This window comes from Paracoccus mangrovi, from assembly GCF_042648425.1.
Taxonomy (GTDB): Bacteria; Pseudomonadota; Alphaproteobacteria; order Rhodobacterales; family Rhodobacteraceae; genus Paracoccus; species Paracoccus mangrovi.
The window spans coordinates 53,826-78,709 of record NZ_JBHRXJ010000008.1 but is presented as its reverse complement, the minus strand read 5'-3'; the positions used below and the strand labels follow the sequence as shown (position 1 = coordinate 78,709).

The window sequence follows — 24,884 nt, the reverse complement described above, 5'->3', positions numbered from 1 at the left end:
GATACCGCCTATTTCTCGGGCACCAGCCCGCGCGGCGCAAAGCGCAAAACCAACAGCAACACCGCCCCAAGCGCGATGAAACGCATATGCGGCGCCCCGGCCAGAAGATCGTCGCGTATCGTGCCCTCGGGCAGCGGCGCGGTGATCAGACGCATCAGCTCGGGGCCCCAGACCTCGGCCTTGATCCACAGAAACCAGATCAGGATCGCGCCCAGAACCGAACCCCAGTTATTGCCCGACCCGCCCACGATCACCATCACCCAGATCAGGAAGGTATAGCGCAGCGGGTTGAAGCTGTTGGGGGACAAGAGCCCGTCCAGCGTCACCATCATCGCCCCGGCCAGACCGATCACGGCGCTGCCGATGACAAAGATCTGCAAATGCCGGCGGGTGACGTTCTTGCCCATGGCCTCGGCGGCGGTCTCGTTGTCGCGGATGGCGCGCATCATCCGGCCCCAGGGCGATTTCAGCGCCAGCTCGGCCATCAGGATCAGCAAAAGCAGCACGGCCGTGAACAGCCCCGCATAAAGCAGCTTGACCCAGATCCCCGAAGCCGTCGCCGGATCCATTCCCCAGCTCGCGGCGCGGGCGACGAAATCGGCATTGCTTTGCAGGTCCAGCTCATAGGGCACCGGGCGGGGGATCCCCGAGACGTTCTTGACCCCGCGCGCCAGCCATTCCTCGTTGCGCATGACGGCGACGATGATCTCGCCAATGCCCAGCGTGGCAATGGCCAGATAGTCCGAGCGCAGCCCCAGCGCGACCTTGCCCACACCCCATGCGGCGGCGGCGGCAAACAGCGCCCCCACCGGCCAGGACAAAAGGATCGGCCAGCCCAGCCCGCCGATATTGCCGGCCGCGGCCGAATTATTGGCCTCGATCGCGATGACGGCGGGATCGAAGAGATAGCGGTAAAGCACAAAGCCCGCGACCAGCACGGCGATCAGCGCCGGCAGACGCAGCGCCCCGCCAAGCCGCCGCCAGACCTGCGCGGCCAGCACCAGCGTGCCCAGACCGACCAGCAAGGCCACGATCACCCGCAGCCCGCCCGCGGCCCATGCCCCCTCGACCGGCGCGGTCGAGACCAGCACCGGCGCCAGCCCCCCCAGCGCCAGAAAGCCCACGACGCCGGCATTGAAAAGGCCCGCATAGCCCCATTGCATGTTCACACCCAGCGCCATGACGGCCGAAATCAGCCCCATGTTCAGGATGGCCAGCGCCGTGTTCCAGCTGCCCGAGAACAGCGCGTTGCGGAACGTGCCCTCGGCAAAGAACAGCGCCGCAAGGATCAGGAACAGGATCGGCGCGCGCCAGGGGCTCGTGCCATCGGCTTGACGAGTATTCGACATCGGACCCCCCTCAGACGGATTTGCCGCGGAACAGGCCTGTCGGCCGGAACAGCAGGACAACGATCAGGATCACGAAACTGACCGCGAATTTATATTCGGTGGAAAGCAATTGCAGCAGCCCCTCGGGCTGAAAGCCCAGATAGTTGGCAACCTTTTTCCACGGATAGGTCACCGCCACCTCGGAAAAGGCGACGATAAAGCCGCCCGCGACCGCGCCCAGCGGATTGCCCAGCCCGCCCACGATGGCGGCGGCAAAGATCGGCAGAAGGATCTGGAAATAGTTGAACGCCTTGAAGCTCTTATCCAGACCGTAGAGCGTGCCCGCCGTCACCGCCAGCGCGGTGGCGATGATCCAGGTCAGCCGCACCACCTGTTCGGGATTGATGCCCGACAGCAGCGCCAGATCCTCGTTGTCGGAATAGGCGCGCATGGCCTTGCCCGACCGCGTGCGGTTCAGAAACCGAAACAGCGCCCAGCAGCACAGCGCCGTCACGATCAGCGTCAGCGCCTGACTGACGCGCAGCGACAGCCCCTCGTTCAGCCCGGTCCAGGCCTTGAAATCCTGAACCGAGATCAGAAAGCGCGCGCCGTCGTCGAAGCGGATTTCGCGCACGCCGATGTTGGGGATGATCCGGGTCAGACCGTTCATGATGAACATGACCCCCACCGAGGCCATGACCAGAATGATCGGCGCCGAGCGTTTCTTGCGATAAAAGCGATAGACCACGCGATCCGTGCCCAGCACGAACAGCGCCGTCAGCGCGATGCCGATGGGCAGCGCCAGCAGCGCGGTCGGCAGCGGCGTCAGGCTGATGCCCACGGCCTGCAAGGCCCAGGTCACCAGAATGACCAGCGCCGTGCCAAAGGCCATGGTATCGCCATGGGCAAAGTTCGAAAACCGCAGGATGCCATAGATCAGCGTCACCCCCAGCGCGCCAAGCGCCAGCTGCGCGCCATAGGCTGCGGCGGGGATCACGACGAAATTCAGCAAAGTGACAATGGCGTTCAGAATATCCATCTCAGCCCCCCAGGAAGGTGCGGCGGACCTCGGGATCGGCAAGCAGCGCCGGGCCGGTGTCGGTGTAAGCATTCGCGCCCTGCACGAGCACATAGCCGATATCGGCGATCTCAAGCGCCTGACGCGCGTTCTGTTCGACCATCAGGATCGAGATCCCGGTGCGCGCGACCTCGATGATGCGGTCGAACAGCTCGTCCATGACGATGGGGCTGACGCCGGCGGTCGGTTCGTCCAGCATCAACAGGCTGGGCTGGGTCATCAGCGCGCGCCCGACCGCGACCTGCTGGCGCTGGCCACCCGACAATTCGCCCGCGTTCTGGCGGCGCTTGTCGGCGACGGCGGGGAACAGGTGATAGACCTGTTCCATCGTCGCGCGATAGTCGTCGTTGCGGATAAAGGCGCCCATTTCAAGATTTTCCTCGACCGTCATGGTCGGAAAGATGTTGTGGGTCTGGGGGACAAAGCCCATGCCCTTGTGGACGCGTTCCTGGGGTGTCAGGGCGGTGATATCCTGACCGTTGAGCAGCACCGCGCCCTCGCGCAGGTTCAGCATGCCGAAAACGGCTTTCATCGCGGTGGATTTGCCGGCGCCATTGGGGCCGACGATCACCGCGATCTGACCCTTTTCCACGGTCAGCGTACAGCCGTTCAGGATGTCGGCCTTGCCATAGCCGCCGCGCATGTCGGTCGCGGAAAGATAGGGTTGGGCCATCAAAGATCCCCCGCCGGTTTGCCGTCGCCGCCATGGCCGGCCTCGGCCCCAAGGCCGGGCTGGGCGCCATGGCTTTCGTGAAATTCGGTTTCCTCGGCGATCTCGGCCGCGACCTTGTTTTTCAGGCCGGTGCCCAGATAGGCCTCGATCACGGCCTCGTTTTTCATGATGCTGTCGGCCGAACCCTGCGCGAGCACATTGCCCGCCGCCATGACGATGACCGGGTCGCACAGGCGGCCGATGAAATCCATGTCATGTTCGATGACGCAAAAGGTATAGCCGCGTTCCTTGTTGAGCCGGGTGATGGCATCGCCGATCGTACCCAGAAGCGTGCGGTTCACGCCCGCGCCAACCTCGTCCAGAAACACGATCCGGGCATCGACCATCATCGTGCGGCCCAGTTCCAGAAGCTTTTTCTGGCCGCCGGAAAGATTGCCGGCCTTTTCGTCGGCGACATGGGAAATGGTCAGAAACTCAAGCACTTCGTCGGCTTTCTTGCGAAGCGCGCGTTCCTCGTTGCGGATCTGGCCGCGGCGCAGCCAGGTGTTGATCAGCGTCTCGCCGGTCTGGGCGCCGGGCACCATCATCAGGTTCTCGCGCACCGTCATCGACGAAAATTCATGCGCAAGCTGAAAGGTGCGCAAGAGTCCCTTGTGAAACAACTCATGCGGCGGCAGGCCGGTGATATCCTCGCCCGCCATGGTGACGCGGCCCGAGGTTGGTTTCAAAACCCCGGCGATGACGTTGAAAAGTGTCGATTTTCCGGCCCCGTTCGGACCGATGAGGCCGGTGATCGAGCCCTTTTCGATGGTCAAGCTGGCGCCGTCGACGGCGCGAAAGCCTCCGAAATGACGGTGCAGGTCATGGACCTGGATCATGGTGCCTCCCAAACTTCATGCGCTGCACGAAGATTGCCGATTATCCGGCTGTTTTTGTTCAAGAAAGGGCCCGCAGATGCGGACCCTTTCCCGGTTGTCGCCTGCTTAGCGGAAGCCGACCACGTTCAGCTTGCCGCCCTTGAAATCCACCTCGCGATAGACGCCCGAGCTTTCGCCCGGCTCGATCAGTTCGACCGAGGTCGCGCCGACATAGTCGATATCGGTGCCGGCCGCCAGCAGTTCGAGGCCCTTGGCCAGCTCGCCGGGCAGGATCTTTTCGCCCGGAGCGTTGGCGATTTCCATCACCTTGTCCTTATAGACCTTGGGGTCGCTGGACTTGGCGGCCTGCATGGCCAGCAGCATCAGCGCGGCGGCGTCATAAGCCTCGCCCGAGAATGCCGAGGTGCCGTCAAAGCCTGCGGTCTTGGCCAGTTCGGCGAACTTGTCATGGCCGTCGCCCTCGGCCGAGGGGTTTTGACCGAACGAGGTTTCAAGCTGGGCGCCGAACTTGTCGACCAGCGCCTGGTTCACCATGCCGTCGGGCAGGATGAAGGTTTCGAAGGCGCCCGAATCCAGCGCGCCCTGAATGATGCCGGCGCCGCCCTGATCGGCATAGCCCACCACGGCCAGCGCATCGCCCCCGGCGGCGGCCAGCGCCGCGACCTCGGCCGAATAATCGCCCTTGCCGTCGTCATGGGCCGAAACCACGGTGACATTGCCGCCCTTGGCCTTGAAGGCATTGGCAAAGCTGTCGGCCAGGCCCTTGCCGTAATCGTTGTTGGTATAGGTCACGGCGACGTTCTTGATGCCGCGTTCCAGCACGATATCGGCCATGACTTCGCCCTGACGCGCGTCCGAGGGCGAGGTGCGGAAGAAAAAGCCCTTGTCATCGATCGTCGACAGCGCCGGCGAGGTTGCCGAGGGCGAGATCATGACGATGCCGTTCGGAACGCCGACCTTTTCCAGCGAGGCGATGGTTTCACCCGAGCACATGCCGCCCATGATGCCCTTGACGCCCTCGCTGACAATGCGTTCGACGGCCGCGACCGAGGCGGCGGCATCGACGCAGGTATTGTCGGCGACGACCGGAGCGATGGTCGAGCCATCCAGCAGCTTGCCGCTGTCCGAGACCTCTTTCATCGCCAGTTCGGCACCTTTCTGGATCGGCGGCGCGATGGATTCCAGCGGGCCGGTCAGGCCCAGCGAGATGCCCATCTTGATTTCCTCGGCACCTGCGGCGCCGGCGATCAGCGCACCTGCGGCGGTGGCCAGAAGAAGTTTTTTCATAAAGTTTCTCCCTGTGTGGAACGATGTCCTGCCCAGCAGGCTATAAGCCTGCGTTCAAAAAGAAAAGTGTGTTGGCGTCTGGCAATGCCGCCGAAACGGGCATGTTTGCGTCGGGTAAATCGGCCTTGACCGGGCCGCGCCCGTGGCCGCGACGGGCGTGCGCCGCGACTCGCGCGGGGGTGGCTCAGCTGCCCGGCTGCGCCTCGGTCTCGCGCTGGCGATAGGGGGTGCTGCCATAGGTGCCGCGATAGCATTTCGAGAAATGCGCGGCACTTGCAAATCCGCAGGCCAGCGCGATTTCCATCACGCTCATTTCGGTCTGCAACAACAGGTTGCGGGCGCGTTCCAGCCGGATTTCCATGTAATAGCGCTTGGGCGAGCGGCCCAGATAGCGCGCGAACAGCCGTTCCAGCTGGCGCGGGGACATCCCCGCCTCGGAGGCAAGGCGCGCCGGGCTGACGGGTTCCTCGATATTGGCCTCCATCCGCGCCACGACCTGCGCCAGGCGCGGGTGGCGGGCACCGATCCGGGTCGGGATCGACAGGCGCTGGTGATCATCTTCCGAACGAATCGAGGTGTGGATCATCTGATCGGCGATGCGATTGGCCAGATCGGGGCCGTGATCGCGGGCGATCTGACGCAGCACCATGTCGATGGCGGCGGTGCCCCCGGCGGCGGTCAGGCGGTTGCCGTCCTCGACGAATACCGTGCGGATCAGGGTCACATCGGGGAATTTCTCGGCGAATCCGTCCTGATTTTCCCAATGGATCGTGGCGCGGCGGGCATCGAGCAACCCGGCCTCGGCCAGAACCCAGGTGCCGGTGCAGAGCGCGCCGATGCGCCCGCCGCGCCGCGCCTCGCGCCGCAGCCAGGCCAGCAAGGGCCGCGTGGTGGCGCGCGTCACGTCGATGCCGCCACAGATCAGGATGGTGTCATCGCGCTGGGTGTCGGAAAGCGGGCCGTCCAGCATCACCCGCGACCCGTTCGAGCAGGTGGCGTATTCCCCCTGTTCGCCCAGCATCCGCCATTCGTAAAGCCGCCGCCCCGCCAGCCGGTTGGCCAGCCGCAGCGGCTCCATCGCCGCGGCAAAGGACAGCATCGTGAAACGGTCCAGCAAGACAAAGACATAGCGGCGCGGCCGGTCGGAATGACCTGACGGCTGGGTGGGCTGCAAGATGGGCTGCGGCGGGGTCGCGGCGGTAAGCTGGTCTGGCATGTCTGTTATGCGCGTTCTGGCCTGTGCAGATCAGCAGGCTATAGCAGCGCGCGCAAGGCTTTTCCTTCGCTCGCCGACGCCTTATATGGCGGGAACGGTTAACATGAAGGATAGGATCATGGCACAGACGAAACCCAGTTCCGCGACCCCGGCACAGGCATGGGAAAAGCGTGGCTGGCGCGCCTATCCGCGCGTCCAGATGCCAGACTATCCCGACGCGGCGGCGCTGAACGCGGTCGAGGCCCAGCTGAACCGCTTTCCGCCGCTGGTCTTTGCCGGCGAGGCGCGCCGTCTCAAGGCGACGCTGGGCGATGTCGCGGCCGGCCGCGCCTTCCTGCTGCAAGGTGGGGATTGTGCCGAAAGCTTTTCGGAATTCTCGGCCGACAATATCCGCGACACCTTCAAGGTGATGTTGCAGATGGCGGTGGTTCTGACCTGGGGCGCGCAGCTTCCGGTGGTCAAGGTCGGCCGCATGGCGGGCCAGTTCGCCAAGCCGCGCTCGGCCCCGACCGAGGTCGTCGGCGGCACCGAATTGCCCAGCTATCGCGGCGATATCATCAACGGTTTTGACTTCACGCCCGAGGCGCGCATCCCGGATCCGCAGAGGATGCTGTCGGCCTATACCCAGGCTGCGGCCTCGCTGAACCTGCTGCGCGCCTTCTCGACCGGCGGTTACGCCGATATTCACCGGGTGCAAAGCTGGATCAGCGATTTCACCGGCGGGGCCGAGGCCGCGCGCTATCGCGACATCGCCGACCGGATCAGCGATGCGATGGCCTTCATGGCGGCGGCCGGCGTCACCGCCGAGACCGCGCATGATCTGGGTCAGGTGGATTTCTACACCAGCCACGAAGCCCTGCTTCTGGAATACGAAGAGGCGCTGGCGCGGATCGACAGCACCACCGGCCTGCCGGTCGCGGGTTCGGGCCACATGATCTGGATCGGGGACCGCACCCGTCAGGTCGACGGCGCGCATGTCGAATTCGCGCGCGGTGTGCAGAACCCGATCGGGCTGAAATGCGGCCCCTCGATCAGCGACAGCGATCTCAAGACGCTGATCGCCAGGCTGAACCCGGAAAACGAGCCGGGGCGCCTGACCCTGATCGCGCGCTTTGGCGCGGGGTCGGTGGGCGATCACCTGCCGCGTCTGATCAAGGCGGTGCAGGAAGAGGGCGCGAATGTCGTCTGGTCCTGCGACCCGATGCACGGCAACACCATCAAATCGGCCTCGGGCTACAAGACCCGGCCGTTCGATTCGGTGCTGCGCGAGGTGCGCGAGTTCTTTGCCGTCCACCGCGCCGAGGGCACCATCCCAGGCGGCGTGCATTTCGAGATGACCGGCCAGGACGTGACCGAATGCACCGGCGGCGTGCGCGCGGTCACCGATGAGGACCTGTCGGATCGCTATCATACCGCCTGCGACCCGCGCCTGAACGCGAGCCAGTCGCTGGAACTGGCCTTCCTCGTGGCCGAGGAACTGCGCAATCGCCGCGTGAATGGCGGCGTGGCGGCCAAGGCAAGCTGACGGGATCGGCACGAACGAAAACGGGGGGCGGCGGGCATTGGCCTTGCCGCCCCTTTTTCTTGCGCGGCGCCTTTGTGTGGGGGGCTGCGGAAAGTGGGGGCGGGCCGAAATGAAAAGCGCGCGGGACCGGTCTGGTCTTGCGCGCGCTGGGGCGTCGGGCCGGTCGGTGCGGCCGATCTTGGGTCCGGGTCTACATGCGAGACAGCGGCGGGACGGGATCGTCGCGTTGGCTCACGATGCGAAACCGGGCGCGGCGATCCTCGGGGGTGGTGTCGCGGGCGGCTTCGGGGCCGGTTTCGGCGGCGGAGGTTTCGTCGCGGTTTTGCGGATTGCGCGGTTTCCAGGGGGCGGGGGTTTCCGCGAAACCGACCGCCGAGGGGCTGGGTTCCAGCAGCTTGGCGCCCGGAATGACCGGGAAATGCAGATCCTCCATCAGGTCGAAGCGCCGCGGCCCCTGACCGATCTCGCCCTCGGCGATCAGACAGCCAAGCGCGCGCGTCACATCGCCCAGATCCGAGCGCAGCGGCAGCAACAGCATCCGCCCGTCAAGTCCCGGACGCCCATAAGAGGCAAGCGATTCCAGACGGATCTCGGCGATCTGCGGGCCGCGAAACACGCATTCCAGCACATCCGACAACCGGCCACGGGAACTGGTATTCATGAAGGAACAGAAGGGCATACCGCGCACCTCCATCCCCATCAGGTCGATGAGATGGCGCCCGGCCAGACGAAAACGCGCGGCCCCCGGCGCGATCCGTTCCAGAACAAAGGAATAATCCAGCGCCCGGCGAATGCCGCGCGGTTCGACATCGGCGCGGGCGGGAATGGCGCGGCCCTGCCGCAGGCTTTCCCAATAGCCGCGCAGCTCCGCAATGATCCGCGCAGGCTGCACCGAGCCGTAATCGGCAAGATGCAACAGCTGCGCAGTCCCGTTCAGGCCCCTTGCGGGCGGGATCGCCGTATCGCCCTGATTCTTGTTTTGGTCGTCGGTCATCAAACCCTGGCCCTGAACTTTAAACATAATACTCTCTACACGATTGCAATCTAAACCGATTATTCATCCATGCCGAGCTATTTCTTACCCGATGGTTAAGGATCTGTCCTTTTCGGCAGGCCTTGACCCGGCCGGCCCGCAGGGTCATTCAGACCCCACCACGCCGGCACTGGGGAATTTGATGCAGAACGAACGCAGCGGACTTCTGGTGATCCTCTCTTCGCCCTCGGGTGCGGGCAAGTCGACGCTGGCGCGGCGGCTGATGGAATGGGATCCGAGCCTGCGTTTTTCGGTCTCGGCCACCACCCGCAAGCCGCGCCCCGGCGAGGTCGAGGGCGAACATTACTATTTCCGCGATGCCGGCCAGTTCCGCGACATGGTCGCCGAGGGCGAGATGCTGGAACATGCCGAGGTGTTCGGCAATTTCTATGGTACCCCGCGCGCCCCCGTCGAAGAGGCGATGCGGGCCGGGCGCGACACGCTTTTCGATGTGGACTGGCAGGGCGGCCAGCAGATCCGGGCCTCGGGGCTGGGGGGGCATGTGGTCTCGATCTTCGTCCTGCCGCCCAGCCTGGCCGAGCTTGAGCGCCGCCTGATCGCCCGCCAGCAGGACACGCCCGAGGTCATCGCCGGGCGGATGGAAAAAAGCCGCGCCGAAATAAGCCATTGGGCGGAATATGATTATGTCATCGTCAATGAGGATATTGACCGTAGCACCCAGGCGCTGATCACCATCCTGACGGCCGAGCGGCTGCGCCGCGAACGTCAGCTTGGTCTTGGCCCCTTTGTGCGCGGCCTGATGCAGGAGGAAAGCCGATGATCTGGGAACTTGACGGAATCGCACCGCATATCGCGCCCGATGCCTGGGTGGCGCCGGATGCGCGGCTGATGGGAAAGATCGTGCTCGAGGCCGGGGCCAGCGTCTGGTTCGGGGCCGTCCTGCGCGGCGATAACGAGGAAATCCGCCTTGGCCGTGGCTCGAACATTCAGGATCTCTGTGTCTGTCATACCGATCCGGGCTATCCGCTGAGCATCGGGGAAAATTGCACCATCGGTCACCGCGCCATCCTGCATGGCTGCACCATCGGGGATGGGGCGTTGATCGGGATGGGCGCGATCATCCTCAACGGGGCGCGGATCGGGGCGGGTGCGCTGATCGGGGCCGGCGCGCTGATTGCCGAAGGCAAGGAAATCCCGCCCGGCGCCCTGGTCATGGGCGCGCCCGGCAAGATTATCCGCGAACTGGATGACGCGGCCCGCGCCGGCCTGATCGAATCGGCGCGCGGCTATCAAAAGAATGCCGCCCGCTATCGCCGGGGGCTGGTTCCGGCCCCGGGCCGCGAATGATCGTGCAGGATATGCCGGCGCTTTTGCGCGCGGTGCCGGTGGCGATGCTGGTCGTCGACCATCAGTCGCGCATTCAGGGCGCGAATGAGCCGGCCGAGGCGCTGTTGGGGCCGGTGCCCGGTGGCCGCCCCTTCGTGACCGTGCTGCGCCACCCCGAGGTGAACGCCGCGCTGGACGCGGTTCTGGCCGGACAGGACCGGGCGCGGCTGGATGTGACGCTGAATACCGGTGACCGGCGGGTATCGTGTCAGGTGATGGTGACGCGGCTCGACTCGCCGCGGCTGAACGGCGCCGCCGTCAGCATCGAGGACCGTTCCCGCGACGAGGAAACCGAACAGATGCGGCGCGATTTCGTCGCCAATGTCAGCCATGAGCTGCGCACGCCGCTGACCGCGCTGATGGGGTTCATCGAAACCCTGCGCGGCCCGGCCCGCAATGACCCCGATGCGCGGGCGCGGTTTCTGGACATCATGGAACGCGAATGCCGGCGCATGAACCGGCTGGTCGCCGATCTGCTGTCGCTGAGCCGGGTCGAACAGGACGAACGCCGCCGCCCGGTCCAGACCATCGACCTTGCCGGGCTTTTGCGCAGCGAGGTGGCGACCCTGACCCCGGCGGCACAGGCCTCGGGGGTGCGGCTGGAACTGTCCGTCACCGAAGATCGGCTGATGGTGCCGGGCGATGCCGATCAGCTGGTTCAGGTGTTTCGCAACCTGATCGAGAACGGGGTGAAATATGGCGGCAGCGGCGGCGTGGTCACGGTGTCCTTGCAGCATATGACCCATGAGCCGGTGCTGCGCGGCCCCGCCTGGGCGGTCACCGTCGCCGACCGGGGCGAGGGGATCGAATCCCAGCATCTGCCGCGCCTGACCGAACGGTTCTATCGCGTGGACACGCACCGGTCGCGCGAAAAGGGCGGCACCGGTCTGGGGCTGGCGATCGTCAAGCATATCATCAGCCGCCATCGCGGCCGGCTGCGCATCGAAAGCGAGATCGGGCAGGGCAGCCGGTTCACGGTGATTTTGCCGGAAACGGTGGGGCGGGTGTGAGGGGGCATTGAGAGCTTAGCTGGCGTTAGGTATCCCAATCCTTCGGTCGATGCTGAGCTGAAGTATCGAACACAAGTCGACCATAAAAGACTTTACCTGCAAACCGATTCGGGGAATTGTATGTGGATGTAGCGGCTTTTCTAGTCGCTTCTACATTTCTTCATATTTTTTTGGGGGTGGGGTCATGCGTTGGATACGTCTTTCCGTCTACTCTCTAGGGTTCCTCATTCTGATCCTTATCTTACTTGCTGCTGCAGTTATATCTGGTCTGATCCCAGTTCGTGTTAGTGTCGATCTTCTTGAACAAAAGGTTTGCCGAGTCGTGTTCTTAAGCGATTGCAAGTATAGTGCGCCATTGATTGATGCAAAAATCCGAACATTATTGATAGGGATTTCTCAGCTACGAATTGCAATAGATGGAAAATTCGATAGCATCGGAGTTGGTGACAACTACAAAAAACTGATAGCACCACACGCTACGATCAGCGAAGGAAAAATCCTTTGGAGTAGTTATAGAGTCTGGCTTACCGGAAAATATCCGCCAAAGGTTTCGGGAGATGGAAAAAACGGAACGGTTGAAGTTCACCTCGATAGTTCGGGTGCTGGCCGACCTGCAGAATGGGCGACGCTCAACTACAGCATCGTTGAACGAAAGGTAGCTATCACAACCACCTACCGAGATTTACAACCACCTCCGCCGAACTACTGCCCTGCCGGTGCAAGCCCGACCATCTCGCCGCCCCAAAAAGAGGTGATTACACCCGCTCTCTGGTCGACGGTTGACGTCGGCAACCTGCCATCCGATCTCTGGAGGAAGAATTTCAACAAGAGAGAAAGGGAAATCAACAATAATATTCAATATACTATCGGAAAGCTCCTGATAATTGGATTGCAAGATCCAACGCTTCGCTTAGGTGGTGATGGCGGACCTGACCCTTGGTTCGAATTGTCGATTACCCTTCCCTTCAAGGCGGCGCCGATCCTTGCGGATCAGATCTATCCGGCGAAGCGGTCAGATGAGATGCGTGGTGTACTAGAATTGGCTTGGCTATTGATAACCGCAGATCCTGATGCTCGGCATGCTCTAGCCGTATTTTTGGAAAATTTTCCGCGTCACAGTTTCCTTGCTATTCATACAGGTGACAGCAGTTTCGGTTGCAGATGGAATGATCACAATAGAGCAGGAACACCGCAACCAATCTAACAAAAAATACTTTAATACTACTCAAGAAGCATGCCACTCGAGAAAATTTACTATGGGTATTGGTTGGCGTTCAGACCTGAGGTAAGTCGGCCTGCTTTTACGCCGAATGAGCGAGCACTCTGTCCCGCAGAACGGTCACGTCATCAATACAGTAGGGGCATCTAAGAATAGTGAGCGAAACACTCCCTATTCCAACCAGTTCATATTCATTGCAATCAGCCGCCCGGTCACTCGGCCGCGTGGCCGGTCACCGGCGCGGGTTCGATATCCGATTTCATGCGGAAGCCGCGCTCAAGCTGGTCGAAGGGCGCGACCGGATATTCGCCCGAGAAACAGGCGTCGCAATATTGCGGGCAGGATTTGTTGCGGCCCTTGGCCTCTCCCACGGCGCGGTAAAGCCCGTCCAGCGACACGAAGGCCAAGCTGTCGACGCCGATCCATTCGCGCATCTCTTCCTCGGACATCTGCGCGGCCAGAAGCTTGTCGCGGTCGGGCGTGTCGACGCCGTAAAAGCACGGCCAAGCGGTCGGCGGCGAGGCGATGCGGAAATGCACCTCGGCCGCGCCCGCGTCCAGGATCATGTCCTTGATCTTGCGCGAGGTGGTGCCGCGCACCACCGAATCGTCGACCAGCACCACCCGCTTGCCGGCGACCAGCGCGCGGTTCACGTTCAGCTTCAACCGGACGCCCATATTGCGGATCTGTTCGGTCGGCTCGATGAAGGTGCGGCCCATATACTGGTTGCGGATGATACCCATGCCAAAGGGGATGCCGCTTTCATGGGCGTAACCGATGGCGGCGGGGGTGCCGCTGTCGGGAACCGGACAGACCAGATCGGCCTCGACCGGGGCCTCGCGGGCCAGCTCGACCCCGATCTGGCGGCGGGTCTCATAGACCGAGCGGCCGCCGATGATCGAATCGGGGCGCGAGAAATAGACATGCTCAAAGATGCAGAATCGTCCGATCGAGGGACCGAAGGGGCGCGAGCTTTCGACCTGCCCCTTGGAGATGACGACCATTTCGCCCGGCTCGATCTCGCGCAGGAACTCGGCGCCGATGATGTCCAGCGCACAGGTTTCCGAGGCAAGGACAAAGCCGTCATCGCCGATGCGGCCCAGAACCAGCGGCCGCACGCCCAAGGGGTCGCGCACGCCGATCAGCTTGGTGCGGGTCATGGCGATGACCGAAAATGCGCCCTCGACGCGGCGCAGCGCGTCCTTCATCCGCTCGGGGATATTGCGCTGAATCGAGCGCGCCATCAGGTGGATGATACATTCGCTGTCGGACGAGGACTGAAAGATCGAGCCGCGCTCGATCAGCTCGCGGCGCAGCGCCATGGCATTGGTGATATTGCCGTTATGGGCCACCGCACAGCCACCCATGGCGAATTCGCCGAAAAAGGGCTGTACGTCGCGGATCGCGGTCGCGGCCTTGGTCCCGGCGGTGGAATAGCGCACATGACCGATGGCCAGCGATCCGGGCAGGGTTTCCATCACCCCCTGCTTGGTGAAATTGTCGCGCACATAGCCAAAGCGATGGGCGCTGTTGAACCCCTGTTCGGCGTCATGGGCGATGATGCCGCCGGCCTCTTGCCCGCGATGTTGCAGGGCGTGCAGCCCGAGGGCGACGAAATTGGCGGCATCCGCGACTCCGATCACGCCAAAAACGCCGCATTCTTCATGCAGGCGGTCGGAATCGAAGGGATGGGCAAGGAATGGCTGCATCATCACCGGCTCTTGGGGCTGCTGGACATTGGGGTCGGGCTTGGCGTCAATTTAGGGTGTCGGGCCCATGAAGTCACGCCCCACCGGGAGGATGGGGCGCATTTTCTGTCAAGAAAGCGACATCTGCCTTAATTCGCAGGGGTTTGGGTGCTGGCATCGACCGGGGCGCCGGTCGCCACGCAGCTGCGCACCAGCTGTTCATAGCGGTTGACGATCCAGCCGGGCGCGTCCTGCGGGATCTGCTGGTCCATCTGGCCGCGCATCCGTTCGAAAACCTGCGCCGAACGGGAATTGTCGACCATCTCGACCGGCTGGGTGGCCATCACGCGGTCATAGACGATGAAGGCCACCGCCACCAGAAGGATGCCGCGCGCGACGCCAAAGAGGAAACCCATGCCCTGATCCACGCCCCCCAGCGCCGAGCGCTGCACGACCGAGGAAAACAGCGGCGTCAGGATCGAGAACAGCACCAGTGCCAGCGCGAAGACGGCGGCAAAGCCGGCGATGATCGACAATTCGCAGCTGTCGGCCAGGAATTTGTTCAGTCCGGGGATCTGGGCCACCATGGGCCGGACCGTCGGCGCAAAGATGAAGGCCAGGATCGCCGCGCCGATCCAGCCCAGGATCGCCAGCGATTCGCGCACGAAGCCGCGCGCATAGGCCAGGATCGCCGAGAGGATGATCACGGCGGCAACGATGCCGTCGATGATGGTGAAACCGTCCATTTTCACGCCCTTTCGCGGGTTTGTCCGCGTCTTATGACCAGATCATCCGGCACCGAATGTCTCGCCCACAAAACCTGTCAGGTCTGAGATGCGGTCGATCCGCATCCCGGCAACGCCCTCGACCTTGGTGGCCGCGGGCAGGATGGCCCGTGAAAAACCAAGTTTCTGCGCCTCTTTCAACCTGTTTTCGGCCTGAGAGACCGGTCGAAGCGCCCCGGAAAGGCTGATTTCGCCGAAAAGGACAGTATCGGCAGGCAGCGCACTATCTTCGCGTGCGCTGAGCAGGGCGGCGGCAATCGCCAGATCCGCCGCCGGCTCGTTGACCCGCATCCCCCCGGCAACATTGAGAAAAACGTCGAGCCCGGCAAAGGGAATCGCGCAGCGCGCCTCGAGCACGGCGAGGATGGTCGAGATGCGGCCCGAATCGAGTCCGACCACCGTTCGGCGGGGACTCGCCAATGTCGAGGGCGCGACCAGCGCCTGGACCTCGGTCAGGACGGGGCGCGTGCCCTCGATGCCGGCAAAGACCGTCGAGCCGGGCGAGGGTTCGCCCCGTTCGGACAAAAACAGCGCCGAGGGGTTCGCGACCTCGGACAGGCCGCCGCCGGTCATCTCGAAGACGCCGATCTCGTCGGCCGGGCCAAAGCGGTTCTTGTGGGCGCGCAGGATACGGAACTGATGGCCGCGCTCACCCTCGAAATAAAGCACGGTGTCGACCATGTGTTCGACCACGCGGGGGCCCGCGATCTGTCCCTCTTTGGTGACATGGCCGACCAGAATCACGGCGGTGCCGCGGCGCTTGGCAAAGGTCACCAGCTCATGCGCGGTGGTGCGGACCTGGCTGACCGAGCCGGGCGCGGCCTCGATCTGATCGGACCAGAGCGTCTGGATCGAATCGATGATGGCGACATCCGGGCGTTCGGCATCGAGCGTGGTCAGGATGTCGCGCAGCGCGGTTTCGGCGCCCAGCCGCACCGGCGCATCGCCGAGGCCAAGGCGCTGTGCGCGCATGCGGACCTGGGCGCTGGCTTCCTCGCCCGAGATATAGATCGCCTGCTGGCCGGTGCGGGCAAAGGCGGCGGCGGCCTGCAAGAGCAGCGTGGATTTGCCGATGCCCGGATCGCCGCCGACCAGAATGGCCGAGCCGGGCACCAGGCCGCCGCCCAGGACGCGGTCGAGTTCGGCGATGCCCGATTGCACCCGTGGCGGCGGCGCCTCTTGCGTGGCGAGACCCGAAAGCGGGACCGGCTTTCCCTTGAGCGTGCCGAGGCCGCGACCCGGACCCTGTGACAGGGGTGCTTCCTCGATGATGGTGTTCCACGCGCCGCAGGCTTCGCAGCGGCCGGCCCATTTGCGATGGCTGGCGCCGCAGGCGGTGCAGGTGAAGGCGGTGATCGGTTTGGCCATGCGCCGTTATGTGGCAGATTGCGCGGCCGGATGCCATGGGGTGCCATGCGGCCGGGTGGCGCGGCCGCATGGATATTTATGTGAAGAAGAAAGTCTCAGCTGACGCCAAGGCCTGCGCGCATCATCACCCGGCGCAGGGGCGCGATGGCGTAAAGCCCGCCCAGCGTGGCCGCGCGCAGGTCGCGCAAGGGCCGCGACGAGATCATGCTGGCGCGGTTGAGCGCGTCGATGCCCATGAGCCGGGCCAGCGCCTCGGGGCGGCGGCGGCGGTCGTAGGCGTCGAGCGATGTCGGGCTGCCCGGATCGCCGGCGGAAAGCGCGATCAGCGCGCCGAGATCGGCCAGGCTCATGTTCAGGCCCTGTGCGCCGATGGGCGGGACGACATGGGCCGCCTCGGCGATCAGGGCGGTGCGCGGGCCGGTGAAGCGGTCGGCGATCTGGCTGATGATCGGCCATTCGGTCAGCTGGGTGGCCTGGGTCAGGTGGCCCAGCACGCCGGCCGAGCGGATATTCAGTTCGGTGCCGAAGTCCTCGCGGCTGAGGGCGCGCAGGCGGGCGGTCTCGGGGCCGCGCTCCATCCAGACCACTGCCGATGAGGGGCGGCCGTCGCGATCAGGCAGCGGCACCAGCGTGAAAGGCCCGCCCGAGCGGTGGATCTCGGTCGAGACATTGTCATGGGGGCGTTCATGGGTGACGGCGAAGGCCAGAGCTTTTTGGCCGTAGCGCAGCGTGCGGGTGCCGATTCCCAGCGCATCGCGGACGACCGAGTTGCGGCCATCGGCGCCGATCACCAGGCGCGCGCGGATATGGCGGCTATCGGTCAGGGTCACCAGCGCCTGGCTGTCGCGGGCCAGGAGCGTCGCCGTGCCGGTGCCGGGCAGGAACTGCACGTTTTGCAACTGCGCCAGTCGCGCCGGGATTTCGCGTTTCAGAAGCCAGTTGGGCAGGTTCCAGCCAAAGGGCTGATCCGAGATTTCGGCGGCGTCGAAATCGCGTGTGAGGCGGGCCTGCGAAAGCTTGCCGCCGGCATCGATGATGCGCATCACCTGCAAGGCCGTGGCATGGGGCGCGAGCCTGTCCCAAAGCCCGGCCGCCGACAGCACCGCGATCGAGGGATGCAGAAAGGCCGTGCTGCGCAGGTCGGCGCCCCGGGCATCCTCGGCCGTGACGGGGGGGGCGGGATCGACGCAGATCACCGAATAGCCGGCGCTGCCAAAGGCCGCCGCCGCGATCAGGCCGGCAATGCCGCCGCCCGAGATGAAAACATCGCAATCCCGGATCTGCATCGGTGTTCTTACCAGCCGGCGGCGTAGGCGATCAGCATGAAAAACACCGCGACCGTGGCGGCAAGCCCGACCATGGCGATGGCCGGCAGGCCCCAGAGCGCCAGCGCGATCAGGCTGAGCACGACGAGCATCGCGGCAAAGAGGAAAAGCAGATTGGCAAAGCGGTTGTCGCTTTGCAATTGGGCTTGGTCGGTGTGGTCCATGGCGTTCTCACGGGGGGCTGGGCGCGCGATGCCGCGCGGGCTACAGGGGGCGGGCGAATTTTAGCCGGGTTTCAGGTTTCGGCAAGATTGCGCAGAAAGGCCGTCAGGTCGCGGGTGCGGTTCTGGACATGCGCGCCATGGTCGTGATCGGGGGCAAGCGCGTCGGGGCCGTCGCGGCCATCGCCGACCAGAATCGTGCGCATGCCCAGCCGGTGCGGGATTTCCAGATTGCGGGGATCGTCCTCGAACATGGCGGCGCGGGCGGGGTCGAAACCGTCGGCGTCCCGGACTGCGGCATAAGCGCGCGGGTCGGGTTTGGGGTGAAAGCCGGTTTCCTCGACGCCATAGACCGCGTCGAAAACCGCCAGCCCGCGATGGGCCAGAACCTGGGCGGCATAGGCGGCATCGGCATTGGTGTGGACGATCTTGCGGCCGGGCAGGGCCGCGATCAGCGCGGCCAGTTCCGGGTCGGGGCTCAGCACCGAAAAGTCGATGTCATGCACATCGCGCAGATAGGGCAGCGGGTCGATGCCATGTTCGGCCATCAGCCCGGCCAGCGTCGTGCCGTGCGCGCGCCAGTACTGGCTGCGCAGGCGGTTGGCCTCGGGTTCGGACAGGCCGAGTTCGCGCATCACATAGGCGGTCATGCGCTTTTCGATCTGTGAAAACAGGCTCGCCTCGGGCGGATAGAGCGTGTTGTCGAGATCGAAGATCCAGGTGGTGATGTGTCGAAAATCCATGACCCCTGCCTAAACCCGAGGCATCGCGCTTGCAATCGGGTGCGCGCTCGCGGATCGTGCGGGCATGAAAGACGCCTATTCCCTGATCCTTTCCGCCATCGACAACGGCACCTATCGTCCCGGTGACCGGCTGGTGGAATCCGAGCTGGCCGAACGGTTCGGCGTCTCGCGCACCCCGGTCCGCGAGGCGCTTCAGCGGCTGGAAACGCAATCCATGCTCAAGCGTGACGGGCGCAGCCTGATCGTGGCCACGCTGGACCACAACCAGCTGGCCGAGCTTTATACCGTCAGGACCGAGCTTGAGGCGCTGGCCGCGCGTCTGGCCGCCCGCCACGCCACACCCGAGGAAATCCGCGTCCTGATCGGCATGGTCGAAGAGGATCGCACCAATCTGGGCGATCCGCAGACACTCGCCCGGGCCAACCGGCGATTCCATCACCAGATTCATCTGGCCTCGCATAACCGGTTTCTGGTCCAGCAGCTCAATCTGGTGCATCGCTCGATGGCCTTGATGGCGGGGACGACGCTTTCGGCCAAGGGCCGCGACTGGGTGACGCTGGACGAGCATCAGGCGATTGTCGATGCGATTTCCCAGCGCGACGAGGCGGGGGCCGAACAGGCGCTGCGGCGCCATATCTCGATGGCCTATGAGACCCGCCTGAAAGAGGAAGCGCGGCTGAATTCCGAGGTGGATGAGTGACCGCACGCATCCGCGACGCCGCCGATCTTGAGGCGGGGGCCGCGCATCTGATGCAGGTCTGTCCGGTCTGGGCGCGGGAATTGCCGGCGCTGATGCCCTTGCCGCTGCGGCTGCGGGCGGATGGTTTCGCGGCGATCTGCGATGCGGTGGTGTCGCAACAGATTTCCACCCATGCGGCGGCGGCGATCGCGGCGCGCATGGCGGCGGCCGGGCTGAGTGGCGAGGCGGCGATTGCGGGCGCGGGTGACGATGCCCTGCGCGCGGCGGGGCTGTCGCGCCCCAAGATCCGCTATCTGCGCGGCATCGCAGAGGCGGGAATCGATTGGGACGCGCTGCGCGATCTGCCCGATGACGAGGTGATCGCGCGGCTGACCGCGCTGCCGGGGATCGGGCGCTGGACGGCCGATATCTATCTGAAATTCGCGCTGGGGCGGGCCGATGCCTTTGCCGCGGGCGATCTTGCGCTGGCCGAGGCGGCGCGGCTGCTTTACGGCCTGAACGAGCGTCCCGGCCCCTCGGCCCTGACGGCATTGGCCGCGCCGTGGCGGCCATGGCGCGCGGTTGCGGCGCGCGCGCTCTGGGCCTATTACCGCAAGGCCAAGGGCCGAGAGGGGATAAGATGACACGCGATTTGAAATCCGCACGCAGAGGGCCGGAAAAGGCCGATTCCGTGGTGATCTTTCTGCACGGCTATGGCGCCGACGGGGCCGATCTTTTGGGGCTGGCCGATCCGATGTCGCGGCATCTGCCCGGCACCGCATTCTATGCCCCCGACGCGCCCGAACGCTGTGTCAACAATCCCATAGGATATCAGTGGTTTCCGATCCCCTGGATGGACGGCTCGTCCGAGGAGCAGGCGCGGGCCTCGGCGGCGCAGTCCTTTGACGATATCAACGCCTTCATCGATCAGGTGCTGGCCGCCGAGGAGTTGCCGGCGGAGCGTCTGGCGCTGGTCGGGTTTTCGCAGGGCACGATGATGGCCCTGGCCGTCGCGCCGCAGCGCAGCCCCGAAATCGCCGGCGTCGTGGGCTTTTCGGGCCGCCTGATCGAACCCGATGCCGAGATCGGTGCCAAGACCCGGCCGCCGGTCCTGTTGATCCATGGCGATCAGGACCCGGTCGTGCCCTTTGACAGCATGGCCATCGCCGGCGAGGCGCTGCAAAAGGCCGGTTTCACCGTCTATGGCCATGTCATGAAGGGGACCGGCCACGGCATTTCCCCCGACGGGCTGTCCGTGGCGCTGGGTTTCCTGAAAGAGCGGCTTTCCGCAAAACCCTGAGACGATTGCGTTTCAGGGCTTGCAGCCGCGAAAACAGGGCTTACGTTAAGTCGGACGTGCTGAGGAGACACCGAATGGACCTGATCTGGACGACTGCCATCGCCCTGATACCGGCCAGCCTGCTGGTTCTGCGCCTGATGATGCCGCAACCGCAACGGGTTGCCGTTCGCGCCCACGCCCGCCGCTGATCAGCGCCAGATCGCGGGATCCGCGATCTCGATGGAATTGCCGGCCGGGTCGCGGAAATAGATCGACCGGCCGCCTTGGGGCCAGATGAAATCGGCCTCGATCGCGATTCCTTTTGCCTCAAGATGAATGCGCCATGCGTCCATCGTCTCGGGCGCCGCACTCAGGCAGAAATGCCCGGGTCCGGTTGCGCCATGGGGCGGCACCGGCAGGTTTGCATCGGGGGCGGGCGGAATGCGCGTGGCCTTGGCGCAAAAGACCAATAGCACCTGTTCCCCACAGCGAAAAAAGACATGCCGCCCGGGCCTGCGGGCGATTTCGGTCAGGCCGATCACGCCGGTCCAGAACCGGGCCGCCGCCTCAAGATCCTCGGCGTAAAGCGCCGATTCCAGCGTGCCGGACAAGGGGGGTGGTTGCCGCATGGCAACCATTCTGCCAGCAAGTGCGCGGTGGCGCCAGCCTTGCTTGACCCGCCGCGCCGGGGGGATCAACCTGCCTTGGTCTTGTTCAGGAGCGTGCGAAAATGGCGTGGATCTATCTGGGTATTGCCGGCATCCTTGAGGTGGTCTGGGCCTATTACATGAAGCTGTCCGAGGGCTTTACCCGCCCGGTGCCGACGATCATCACCATCATCGGGTCGCTGGCCAGTTTCTGGTTTCTGTCGCTGTCGATGAAGGTGCTGCCGCTGGGCACGGCCTATGTCATCTGGACCGGCATCGGCGCGGTCGGGGCCTTTGTGCTGGGCATCACGGTGCTGGGCGAATCCGCCGATACGATGCGGATGGTCGCGGCGGTGCTGATCGTTGCGGGGCTGTTGCTGATGAAGCTTGGCTCATCGCATTAGGCGGCCCCAAAACGGCCCTTGTCACACCCCTGTCATGGCTGACGGATATTTCATCCACAGGCATACATTCGGGGACTTGCCAGCCGTCAGCCGCGATATATAGTCGGCCCTACGGATTAGGACGAGTTCCGGGCAAGGCAGAGTGAGGGCCGATGCTGGACGATCACGGCGATTTCCGAACCCATTTCGTGCGTGAGCCGGCCGGCCTGCGTCACCATCCGGCATTGGTGCTGAACGCCGATTTCCGTCCGCTCAGCTATTACCCGCTGTCGCTCTGGCCCTGGCAAGAGGCGGTCAAGGCGGTGTTTCTGGACCGGGTCCAGATCATCGCCGAATATGACGAGGTGGTGCGAAGCCAGAGGCATTCGATACGCATCCCCTCGGTGGTGGTGCTGAAAGATTTCGTCAAACCCCAGAAGCGCGTGGCATTCACGCGCTTCAATCTTTTTCTGCGGGACGAATTCTGCTGTCAGTATTGTGGCGCGCGGGGCGATCTGACTTTTGATCACGTCGTGCCCCGGTCGCGTGGCGGCGTCACCAGCTGGGAAAACGTCGTCGCGGCCTGTTCGCCCTGCAACCTGAAAAAGGCCAACAAGTCGCTGAAAAATTCGGGCATGAGCCTGCGCCGGCCGGCGCGTCGGCCCACGCCCGATGAAATGCACGCGGCCGGCCGGCGCTTTCCCTCGAACCACCTGCATGAAAGCTGGATGGACTTTCTCTACTGGGATACCGAGCTGGAAAGCTGAGGCGCTAAGGGCCGATTCCGGCCGCGCGATCAGTGGCGGTGGTCGTCGCGCATGCCCAGATGCGCGACCGCCGCAGCCAGAAGCGCCAGAAGTCCCAGCACGAAGAGCGGAATCCCCACGGCGCTGGCGACCCAGATGGTCAGGCCCGCGGCCAGAATCACCGCCAGGATCAGCAACAGGAAATGCGGCAAGGGCATATCATCCTCCGTTGTCCTAATATGGCGTGTGCAGGGCCTGACGAAAAGCCCCAAGCGCGGATTTTGCCGGGCAGGATGCTGCAAGCTTTCTGAAAATATTTCTGGGTGCCGGTGCGGGTGACGGGCATGACAGATGTTCGCATAATGTTCTATAATTCAGTTATGACCCGACTGCCCCGCAATCCCGATGAAATCCTGCGCGCGCGTGGCGCCGATGCGCGGCCGGCCGCCCGGTTCGAACCCTATTGCGCCGAGCGCGAGCATGACGGCTGGGACATCCCGACCGAGCAAAGCCTGTTGCGGACCGAGGTGGCCGAGGAACGCGCCCGTTCGATCATCACGCGCAACCGTTCGCCCGACGTGCCCTTTGACCGCTCGGTCAACCCCTATCGCGGTTGCGAACATGGCTGCATCTATTGCTTTGCCCGGCCCAGCCACGCCTATCTGGGCCTGTCGCCGGGGTTGGATTTCGAAACCCGCATCACCGCCAAGCCCAATGCCCCCGATCTGCTGGCGGCCGAGATCGGGCGCCGGGGCTATGCGGTCGCGCCCATCGCCTTTGGCACCAATACCGATCCCTATCAGCCGGTCGAGGCGCGGCTGGGCATCATGCGCGCCTGTCTTCGGGTGCTGCATGACTGGAACCATCCGGTGGCGCTGGTCACGCGCGGGGCCACGGTTCTGCGCGATCTGGACCTGCTCGGAGCGATGGCCGCGCGGGGGCAGGTGGCGGTCGGGGTTTCGATCACCACGCTGGACGCGGATCTGGCCCGGCAGATGGAGCCGCGCGCGCCCACCCCCGCGACCCGGCTGCGCATGATCGCGGGACTGGCCGGGGCGGGGGTGCCGGTGCGGGTCATGGTCGCGCCGGTGATCCCGGTGCTGACCGAGCCGGAACTGGAACGCATCATGCAGGCCGCGCGCGATGCGGGTGCGACGGCCGCCAGCATGATCCCCCTGCGCCTGCCGCTTGAGGTGGCGCCCCTGTTCCGCGACTGGCTGGATCGCCACCATCCCGGCAAGGCCACCCATGTCATGGCGCGGGTTCAGGCCATGCGCGGCGGGCGCGACAACGATCCGCGCTTTGGCAACCGCATGCGCGGCGAAGGCCCCGAGGCCGATCTGCTGCATCAGCGTTTCCGCCTTGCACGCAAACGGCTGGGGCTGGAACGGGTGCTCGCGCCACTGGATTGCAGCCGCTTTGCCCGGCCACCGCAAGCGGGCGATCAGCTGTCGCTGTTCTGAGGGGGCGGCGGGCGGCGGCTGGCGGCCGGTCTAGTCGCCGGTCTCGGCCGCAAGCCGCATGGCCGCGCCGATCCGGGCCGAGATCGTCTCGGTATTGGGGCGCGGCCCGGGCGGTGTCTCGATCAGCGCGGCGTGCATGGCGGCCAGATGCGCGGGCGTGGTCCCGCAACAGCCGCCGATGATCCGCACCCCCAGATCGCGGGCCAGAACCGCGAATTCGGCCATGACGGCGGGCGTCGCGTCATAGATCAGCCCGCCATCCTGATAGCGCGGCACGCCGGCATTGGGCTTGGCGATCAGCGGCAGCTCGTTGCCAGAGGCGGCAAATCCCGACAGCACCATCAAAAGCTCGGCCGGGCCGGTGCCGCAATTCGCGCCGTAAGCGACGGGGGGATGGGGCAGCCGGTCGATCAATGCGGCAAGCTGCGGCGGTGTGACGCCCATCATGCTGCGCCCGCCCGGCTCAAAGCTCATGGTGCCGCACCATGGCAGGCCGACGCTTTGCGCGGCCCGGGCGGCGGCGCGCATTTCCTCAAGCGCGCTGATGGTTTCCACCCAAAGCAGCTCGGCGCCACCCTCTTTCAGGGCCTCGGCCTGCTGGGTAAAGATCGCGGTCGCCTCGGCCTCGGTCAGCCGGCCGATCGGGGCCATGATCTCGCCGGTCGGTCCCATCGAGCCGGCGATGGTCACCGGCCTTTTGGCATCCTGCGCGGCATCCCGCGCCAGCCCCGCGGCGGCATGGTTCAGGGCGGCGACGCGTCCCTCGGCCCCCGAAACCCGCAGCCGCGTCGCATTGGCGCCAAAGCTGTTGGTCAGGATCAGATCGGCCCCGGCCGCAATCATCTGCCGGTGCAGATCGGCCACCTTGTCGGGCTGGCTGTCATTCCACAGATCCGGCGCCTGACCGGGGGCCAGACCCATATTGTAAAGATTGGTCCCCATCGCCCCGTCGGCCAGCAGCCAGGGCCGTTCGCCGAGCATCCGGGTCAGTTGGTCGCTCATCCTGTTTTCCCCATCCGGGAC

General features: G+C 64.7%; 27 protein-coding genes. 11 read left to right on the top strand and 16 right to left on the bottom strand.

Translation table 11 applies throughout. The annotated features are described in order from the left end of the window. Nucleotides 1-8: 8 nt before the first annotated feature. The 6 genes from ACFOMH_RS12005 to ACFOMH_RS11980 all read right to left on the bottom strand — a co-directional run bounded on the left by ACFOMH_RS12005 (nucleotide 9) and on the right by ACFOMH_RS11980 (nucleotide 6,460). Nucleotides 9-1,349 (bottom strand): branched-chain amino acid ABC transporter permease, encoded by a 1,341-nt coding sequence (locus tag ACFOMH_RS12005; protein WP_377744708.1) that lies wholly within the window; start codon nucleotides 1,347-1,349, stop codon nucleotides 9-11. A 10-nt stretch (nucleotides 1,350-1,359) separates the two neighbouring features. Further along, nucleotides 1,360-2,367 (bottom strand): branched-chain amino acid ABC transporter permease, encoded by a 1,008-nt coding sequence (locus ACFOMH_RS12000; RefSeq protein WP_374424256.1) that lies wholly within the window; start codon nucleotides 2,365-2,367, stop codon nucleotides 1,360-1,362. Nucleotide 2,368: 1 nt separating this feature from the next. Next, the gene (locus ACFOMH_RS11995; RefSeq protein WP_374424254.1) at nucleotides 2,369-3,079 is read right to left on the bottom strand and encodes an ABC transporter ATP-binding protein; all 711 of its coding nucleotides are present in this window, start codon (nucleotides 3,077-3,079) and stop codon (nucleotides 2,369-2,371) included. After that, nucleotides 3,079-3,957 carry an ABC transporter ATP-binding protein gene (locus tag ACFOMH_RS11990; RefSeq protein ID WP_374424252.1) on the bottom strand — a complete coding sequence of 293 codons (879 nt, stop codon included), beginning with the start codon at nucleotides 3,955-3,957 and terminating at the stop codon, nucleotides 3,079-3,081. Before ACFOMH_RS11990 ends, ACFOMH_RS11995 begins: the two co-directional genes overlap by 1 nt. Nucleotides 3,958-4,062: 105 nt before the next feature. After that, complete coding sequence (locus ACFOMH_RS11985; RefSeq protein WP_374424250.1) at nucleotides 4,063-5,244, bottom strand: ABC transporter substrate-binding protein; 1,182 nt, start codon at nucleotides 5,242-5,244, stop codon at nucleotides 4,063-4,065. A gap of 184 nt (nucleotides 5,245-5,428) precedes the next feature. Next, nucleotides 5,429-6,460 carry a GlxA family transcriptional regulator gene (locus ACFOMH_RS11980; protein ID WP_377744705.1) on the bottom strand — a complete coding sequence of 344 codons (1,032 nt, stop codon included), beginning with the start codon at nucleotides 6,458-6,460 and terminating at the stop codon, nucleotides 5,429-5,431. Nucleotides 6,461-6,578: 118 nt separating this feature from the next. Here ACFOMH_RS11980 and ACFOMH_RS11975 point away from each other — a divergent pair, with 118 nt between their 5' ends. Further along, nucleotides 6,579-7,985, top strand: a complete 1,407-nt coding sequence (locus ACFOMH_RS11975) for a class II 3-deoxy-7-phosphoheptulonate synthase (RefSeq protein ID WP_377744703.1) — start codon at nucleotides 6,579-6,581, stop codon at nucleotides 7,983-7,985. 190 nt (nucleotides 7,986-8,175) lie between these two features. Here the strand turns inward: ACFOMH_RS11975 and ACFOMH_RS11970 are convergent, their stop codons facing one another. Continuing rightward, nucleotides 8,176-8,979, bottom strand: coding sequence for a PAS domain-containing protein (locus ACFOMH_RS11970; RefSeq protein ID WP_377744701.1), 804 nt, complete (start codon nucleotides 8,977-8,979; stop codon nucleotides 8,176-8,178). 181 nt (nucleotides 8,980-9,160) lie between these two features. Between ACFOMH_RS11970 and gmk the strand changes: the two genes are divergently transcribed. The 4 genes from gmk to ACFOMH_RS11950 all read left to right on the top strand — a co-directional run bounded on the left by gmk (nucleotide 9,161) and on the right by ACFOMH_RS11950 (nucleotide 12,579). Continuing rightward, nucleotides 9,161-9,799: a guanylate kinase gene (gene gmk / locus ACFOMH_RS11965; protein WP_374424243.1), complete on the top strand. Its 639-nt coding sequence runs from the start codon at nucleotides 9,161-9,163 to the stop codon at nucleotides 9,797-9,799. Further along, nucleotides 9,796-10,326 carry a gamma carbonic anhydrase family protein gene (locus ACFOMH_RS11960; RefSeq protein WP_377744700.1) on the top strand — a complete coding sequence of 177 codons (531 nt, stop codon included), beginning with the start codon at nucleotides 9,796-9,798 and terminating at the stop codon, nucleotides 10,324-10,326. The genes gmk and ACFOMH_RS11960 overlap by 4 nt, the downstream gene beginning before the upstream one ends. Then, nucleotides 10,323-11,375 carry an ATP-binding protein gene (locus ACFOMH_RS11955; protein WP_377744699.1) on the top strand — a complete coding sequence of 351 codons (1,053 nt, stop codon included), beginning with the start codon at nucleotides 10,323-10,325 and terminating at the stop codon, nucleotides 11,373-11,375. Before ACFOMH_RS11960 ends, ACFOMH_RS11955 begins: the two co-directional genes overlap by 4 nt. A 184-nt stretch (nucleotides 11,376-11,559) precedes the next feature. Beyond that, a complete protein-coding gene (locus ACFOMH_RS11950; protein WP_377744698.1) occupies nucleotides 11,560-12,579 on the top strand; it encodes a hypothetical protein in 1,020 nt (339 codons plus the stop codon). 227 nt (nucleotides 12,580-12,806) lie between these two features. Here ACFOMH_RS11950 and purF read toward each other — a convergent pair whose 3' ends face one another. From purF to ACFOMH_RS11920, 6 genes are all read right to left on the bottom strand, one after another. After that, entirely contained in the window at nucleotides 12,807-14,303 is a 1,497-nt protein-coding gene (gene purF, locus ACFOMH_RS11945) for an amidophosphoribosyltransferase (RefSeq protein ID WP_377744837.1), read from the bottom strand. A 128-nt stretch (nucleotides 14,304-14,431) separates the two neighbouring features. After that, complete coding sequence (locus tag ACFOMH_RS11940; protein WP_374424237.1) at nucleotides 14,432-15,028, bottom strand: CvpA family protein; 597 nt, start codon at nucleotides 15,026-15,028, stop codon at nucleotides 14,432-14,434. Between the two features lie 42 nt (nucleotides 15,029-15,070). Continuing rightward, nucleotides 15,071-16,435 (bottom strand): DNA repair protein RadA, encoded by a 1,365-nt coding sequence (gene radA, locus ACFOMH_RS11935; protein WP_377744696.1) that lies wholly within the window; start codon nucleotides 16,433-16,435, stop codon nucleotides 15,071-15,073. A gap of 95 nt (nucleotides 16,436-16,530) precedes the next feature. Then, complete coding sequence (locus ACFOMH_RS11930) at nucleotides 16,531-17,721, bottom strand: UbiH/UbiF family hydroxylase (protein WP_377744695.1); 1,191 nt, start codon at nucleotides 17,719-17,721, stop codon at nucleotides 16,531-16,533. An 8-nt stretch (nucleotides 17,722-17,729) separates the two neighbouring features. Further along, nucleotides 17,730-17,924 (bottom strand): hypothetical protein, encoded by a 195-nt coding sequence (locus tag ACFOMH_RS11925; RefSeq protein ID WP_374424232.1) that lies wholly within the window; start codon nucleotides 17,922-17,924, stop codon nucleotides 17,730-17,732. A 71-nt stretch (nucleotides 17,925-17,995) separates the two neighbouring features. Further along, complete coding sequence (locus ACFOMH_RS11920; RefSeq protein WP_374424231.1) at nucleotides 17,996-18,664, bottom strand: pyrimidine 5'-nucleotidase; 669 nt, start codon at nucleotides 18,662-18,664, stop codon at nucleotides 17,996-17,998. Between the two features lie 64 nt (nucleotides 18,665-18,728). Here ACFOMH_RS11920 and ACFOMH_RS11915 point away from each other — a divergent pair, with 64 nt between their 5' ends. The 3 genes from ACFOMH_RS11915 to ACFOMH_RS11905 are packed head-to-tail and all read left to right on the top strand — an operon-like array spanning nucleotide 18,729 to nucleotide 20,643. Beyond that, on the top strand, nucleotides 18,729-19,364 hold the full coding sequence (locus tag ACFOMH_RS11915; protein WP_374424229.1) for a GntR family transcriptional regulator: 636 nt from the start codon (nucleotides 18,729-18,731) through the stop codon (nucleotides 19,362-19,364). A gap of 50 nt (nucleotides 19,365-19,414) precedes the next feature. Continuing rightward, on the top strand, nucleotides 19,415-19,987 hold the full coding sequence (locus ACFOMH_RS11910) for a DNA-3-methyladenine glycosylase family protein (protein ID WP_377744835.1): 573 nt from the start codon (nucleotides 19,415-19,417) through the stop codon (nucleotides 19,985-19,987). Continuing rightward, entirely contained in the window at nucleotides 19,984-20,643 is a 660-nt protein-coding gene (locus tag ACFOMH_RS11905; protein ID WP_377744692.1) for an alpha/beta hydrolase, read from the top strand. The genes ACFOMH_RS11910 and ACFOMH_RS11905 overlap by 4 nt, the downstream gene beginning before the upstream one ends. Before the next feature lie 188 nt (nucleotides 20,644-20,831). Here ACFOMH_RS11905 and ACFOMH_RS11900 read toward each other — a convergent pair whose 3' ends face one another. Continuing rightward, the gene (locus tag ACFOMH_RS11900) at nucleotides 20,832-21,251 is read right to left on the bottom strand and encodes a VOC family protein (protein WP_377744690.1); all 420 of its coding nucleotides are present in this window, start codon (nucleotides 21,249-21,251) and stop codon (nucleotides 20,832-20,834) included. A 101-nt stretch (nucleotides 21,252-21,352) separates the two neighbouring features. Between ACFOMH_RS11900 and ACFOMH_RS11895 the strand changes: the two genes are divergently transcribed. Next, nucleotides 21,353-21,673, top strand: coding sequence for a DMT family transporter (locus ACFOMH_RS11895; protein ID WP_377744689.1), 321 nt, complete (start codon nucleotides 21,353-21,355; stop codon nucleotides 21,671-21,673). Nucleotides 21,674-21,825: 152 nt separating this feature from the next. Beyond that, nucleotides 21,826-22,419: an HNH endonuclease gene (locus tag ACFOMH_RS11890; protein ID WP_377744687.1), complete on the top strand. Its 594-nt coding sequence runs from the start codon at nucleotides 21,826-21,828 to the stop codon at nucleotides 22,417-22,419. A 29-nt stretch (nucleotides 22,420-22,448) separates the two neighbouring features. On the opposite strand, the gene ACFOMH_RS11885 is transcribed toward ACFOMH_RS11890, so the two are convergent. Then, the gene (locus ACFOMH_RS11885; protein ID WP_374424220.1) at nucleotides 22,449-22,616 is read right to left on the bottom strand and encodes a hypothetical protein; all 168 of its coding nucleotides are present in this window, start codon (nucleotides 22,614-22,616) and stop codon (nucleotides 22,449-22,451) included. A gap of 162 nt (nucleotides 22,617-22,778) precedes the next feature. On the opposite strand from ACFOMH_RS11885, the gene ACFOMH_RS11880 reads away from it, so the two are divergent. After that, nucleotides 22,779-23,861 (top strand): PA0069 family radical SAM protein, encoded by a 1,083-nt coding sequence (locus tag ACFOMH_RS11880; protein WP_377744686.1) that lies wholly within the window; start codon nucleotides 22,779-22,781, stop codon nucleotides 23,859-23,861. Between the two features lie 30 nt (nucleotides 23,862-23,891). Here ACFOMH_RS11880 and bmt read toward each other — a convergent pair whose 3' ends face one another. Beyond that, nucleotides 23,892-24,863 carry a betaine--homocysteine S-methyltransferase gene (gene bmt / locus ACFOMH_RS11875; RefSeq protein ID WP_374424216.1) on the bottom strand — a complete coding sequence of 324 codons (972 nt, stop codon included), beginning with the start codon at nucleotides 24,861-24,863 and terminating at the stop codon, nucleotides 23,892-23,894. Nucleotides 24,864-24,884 lie beyond the last annotated feature (21 nt).

Bases quoted from the DNA above. Each gene is read 5' to 3' on its own strand.
- ACFOMH_RS11995 (WP_374424254.1), bottom strand. From the start codon at position 3,079: ATGGCCCAACCCTATCTTTCCGCGACCGACATGCGCGGCGGCTATGGC.
- ACFOMH_RS11950 (WP_377744698.1), top strand. From the start codon at position 11,560: ATGCGTTGGATACGTCTTTCCGTCTACTCTCTAGGGTTCCTCATTCTG.
- ACFOMH_RS11895 (WP_377744689.1), top strand. From the start codon at position 21,353: ATGGCGTGGATCTATCTGGGTATTGCCGGCATCCTTGAGGTGGTCTGG.
- ACFOMH_RS11940 (WP_374424237.1), bottom strand. From the start codon at position 15,028: ATGGACGGTTTCACCATCATCGACGGCATCGTTGCCGCCGTGATCATC.
- ACFOMH_RS11970 (WP_377744701.1), bottom strand. From the start codon at position 8,979: ATGACCGACGACCAAAACAAGAATCAGGGCGATACGGCGATCCCGCCC.
- ACFOMH_RS11925 (WP_374424232.1), bottom strand. From the start codon at position 17,924: ATGGACCACACCGACCAAGCCCAATTGCAAAGCGACAACCGCTTTGCC.
- ACFOMH_RS11880 (WP_377744686.1), top strand. From the start codon at position 22,779: ATGACCCGACTGCCCCGCAATCCCGATGAAATCCTGCGCGCGCGTGGC.
- gmk (WP_374424243.1), top strand. From the start codon at position 9,161: ATGCAGAACGAACGCAGCGGACTTCTGGTGATCCTCTCTTCGCCCTCG.
- ACFOMH_RS11905 (WP_377744692.1), top strand. From the start codon at position 19,984: ATGACACGCGATTTGAAATCCGCACGCAGAGGGCCGGAAAAGGCCGAT.
- ACFOMH_RS11960 (WP_377744700.1), top strand. From the start codon at position 9,796: ATGATCTGGGAACTTGACGGAATCGCACCGCATATCGCGCCCGATGCC.
- ACFOMH_RS11920 (WP_374424231.1), bottom strand. From the start codon at position 18,664: ATGGATTTTCGACACATCACCACCTGGATCTTCGATCTCGACAACACG.
- ACFOMH_RS11980 (WP_377744705.1), bottom strand. From the start codon at position 6,460: ATGCCAGACCAGCTTACCGCCGCGACCCCGCCGCAGCCCATCTTGCAG.
- radA (WP_377744696.1), bottom strand. From the start codon at position 16,435: ATGGCCAAACCGATCACCGCCTTCACCTGCACCGCCTGCGGCGCCAGC.
- ACFOMH_RS11985 (WP_374424250.1), bottom strand. From the start codon at position 5,244: ATGAAAAAACTTCTTCTGGCCACCGCCGCAGGTGCGCTGATCGCCGGC.
- ACFOMH_RS11910 (WP_377744835.1), top strand. From the start codon at position 19,415: ATGCAGGTCTGTCCGGTCTGGGCGCGGGAATTGCCGGCGCTGATGCCC.
- ACFOMH_RS11900 (WP_377744690.1), bottom strand. From the start codon at position 21,251: ATGCGGCAACCACCCCCCTTGTCCGGCACGCTGGAATCGGCGCTTTAC.
- ACFOMH_RS12005 (WP_377744708.1), bottom strand. From the start codon at position 1,349: ATGTCGAATACTCGTCAAGCCGATGGCACGAGCCCCTGGCGCGCGCCG.
- ACFOMH_RS11930 (WP_377744695.1), bottom strand. From the start codon at position 17,721: ATGCAGATCCGGGATTGCGATGTTTTCATCTCGGGCGGCGGCATTGCC.
- ACFOMH_RS12000 (WP_374424256.1), bottom strand. From the start codon at position 2,367: ATGGATATTCTGAACGCCATTGTCACTTTGCTGAATTTCGTCGTGATC.
- purF (WP_377744837.1), bottom strand. From the start codon at position 14,303: ATGCAGCCATTCCTTGCCCATCCCTTCGATTCCGACCGCCTGCATGAA.
- ACFOMH_RS11955 (WP_377744699.1), top strand. From the start codon at position 10,323: ATGATCGTGCAGGATATGCCGGCGCTTTTGCGCGCGGTGCCGGTGGCG.
- ACFOMH_RS11885 (WP_374424220.1), bottom strand. From the start codon at position 22,616: ATGCCCTTGCCGCATTTCCTGTTGCTGATCCTGGCGGTGATTCTGGCC.
- ACFOMH_RS11975 (WP_377744703.1), top strand. From the start codon at position 6,579: ATGGCACAGACGAAACCCAGTTCCGCGACCCCGGCACAGGCATGGGAA.
- ACFOMH_RS11890 (WP_377744687.1), top strand. From the start codon at position 21,826: ATGCTGGACGATCACGGCGATTTCCGAACCCATTTCGTGCGTGAGCCG.
- ACFOMH_RS11990 (WP_374424252.1), bottom strand. From the start codon at position 3,957: ATGATCCAGGTCCATGACCTGCACCGTCATTTCGGAGGCTTTCGCGCC.
- bmt (WP_374424216.1), bottom strand. From the start codon at position 24,863: ATGAGCGACCAACTGACCCGGATGCTCGGCGAACGGCCCTGGCTGCTG.
- ACFOMH_RS11915 (WP_374424229.1), top strand. From the start codon at position 18,729: ATGAAAGACGCCTATTCCCTGATCCTTTCCGCCATCGACAACGGCACC.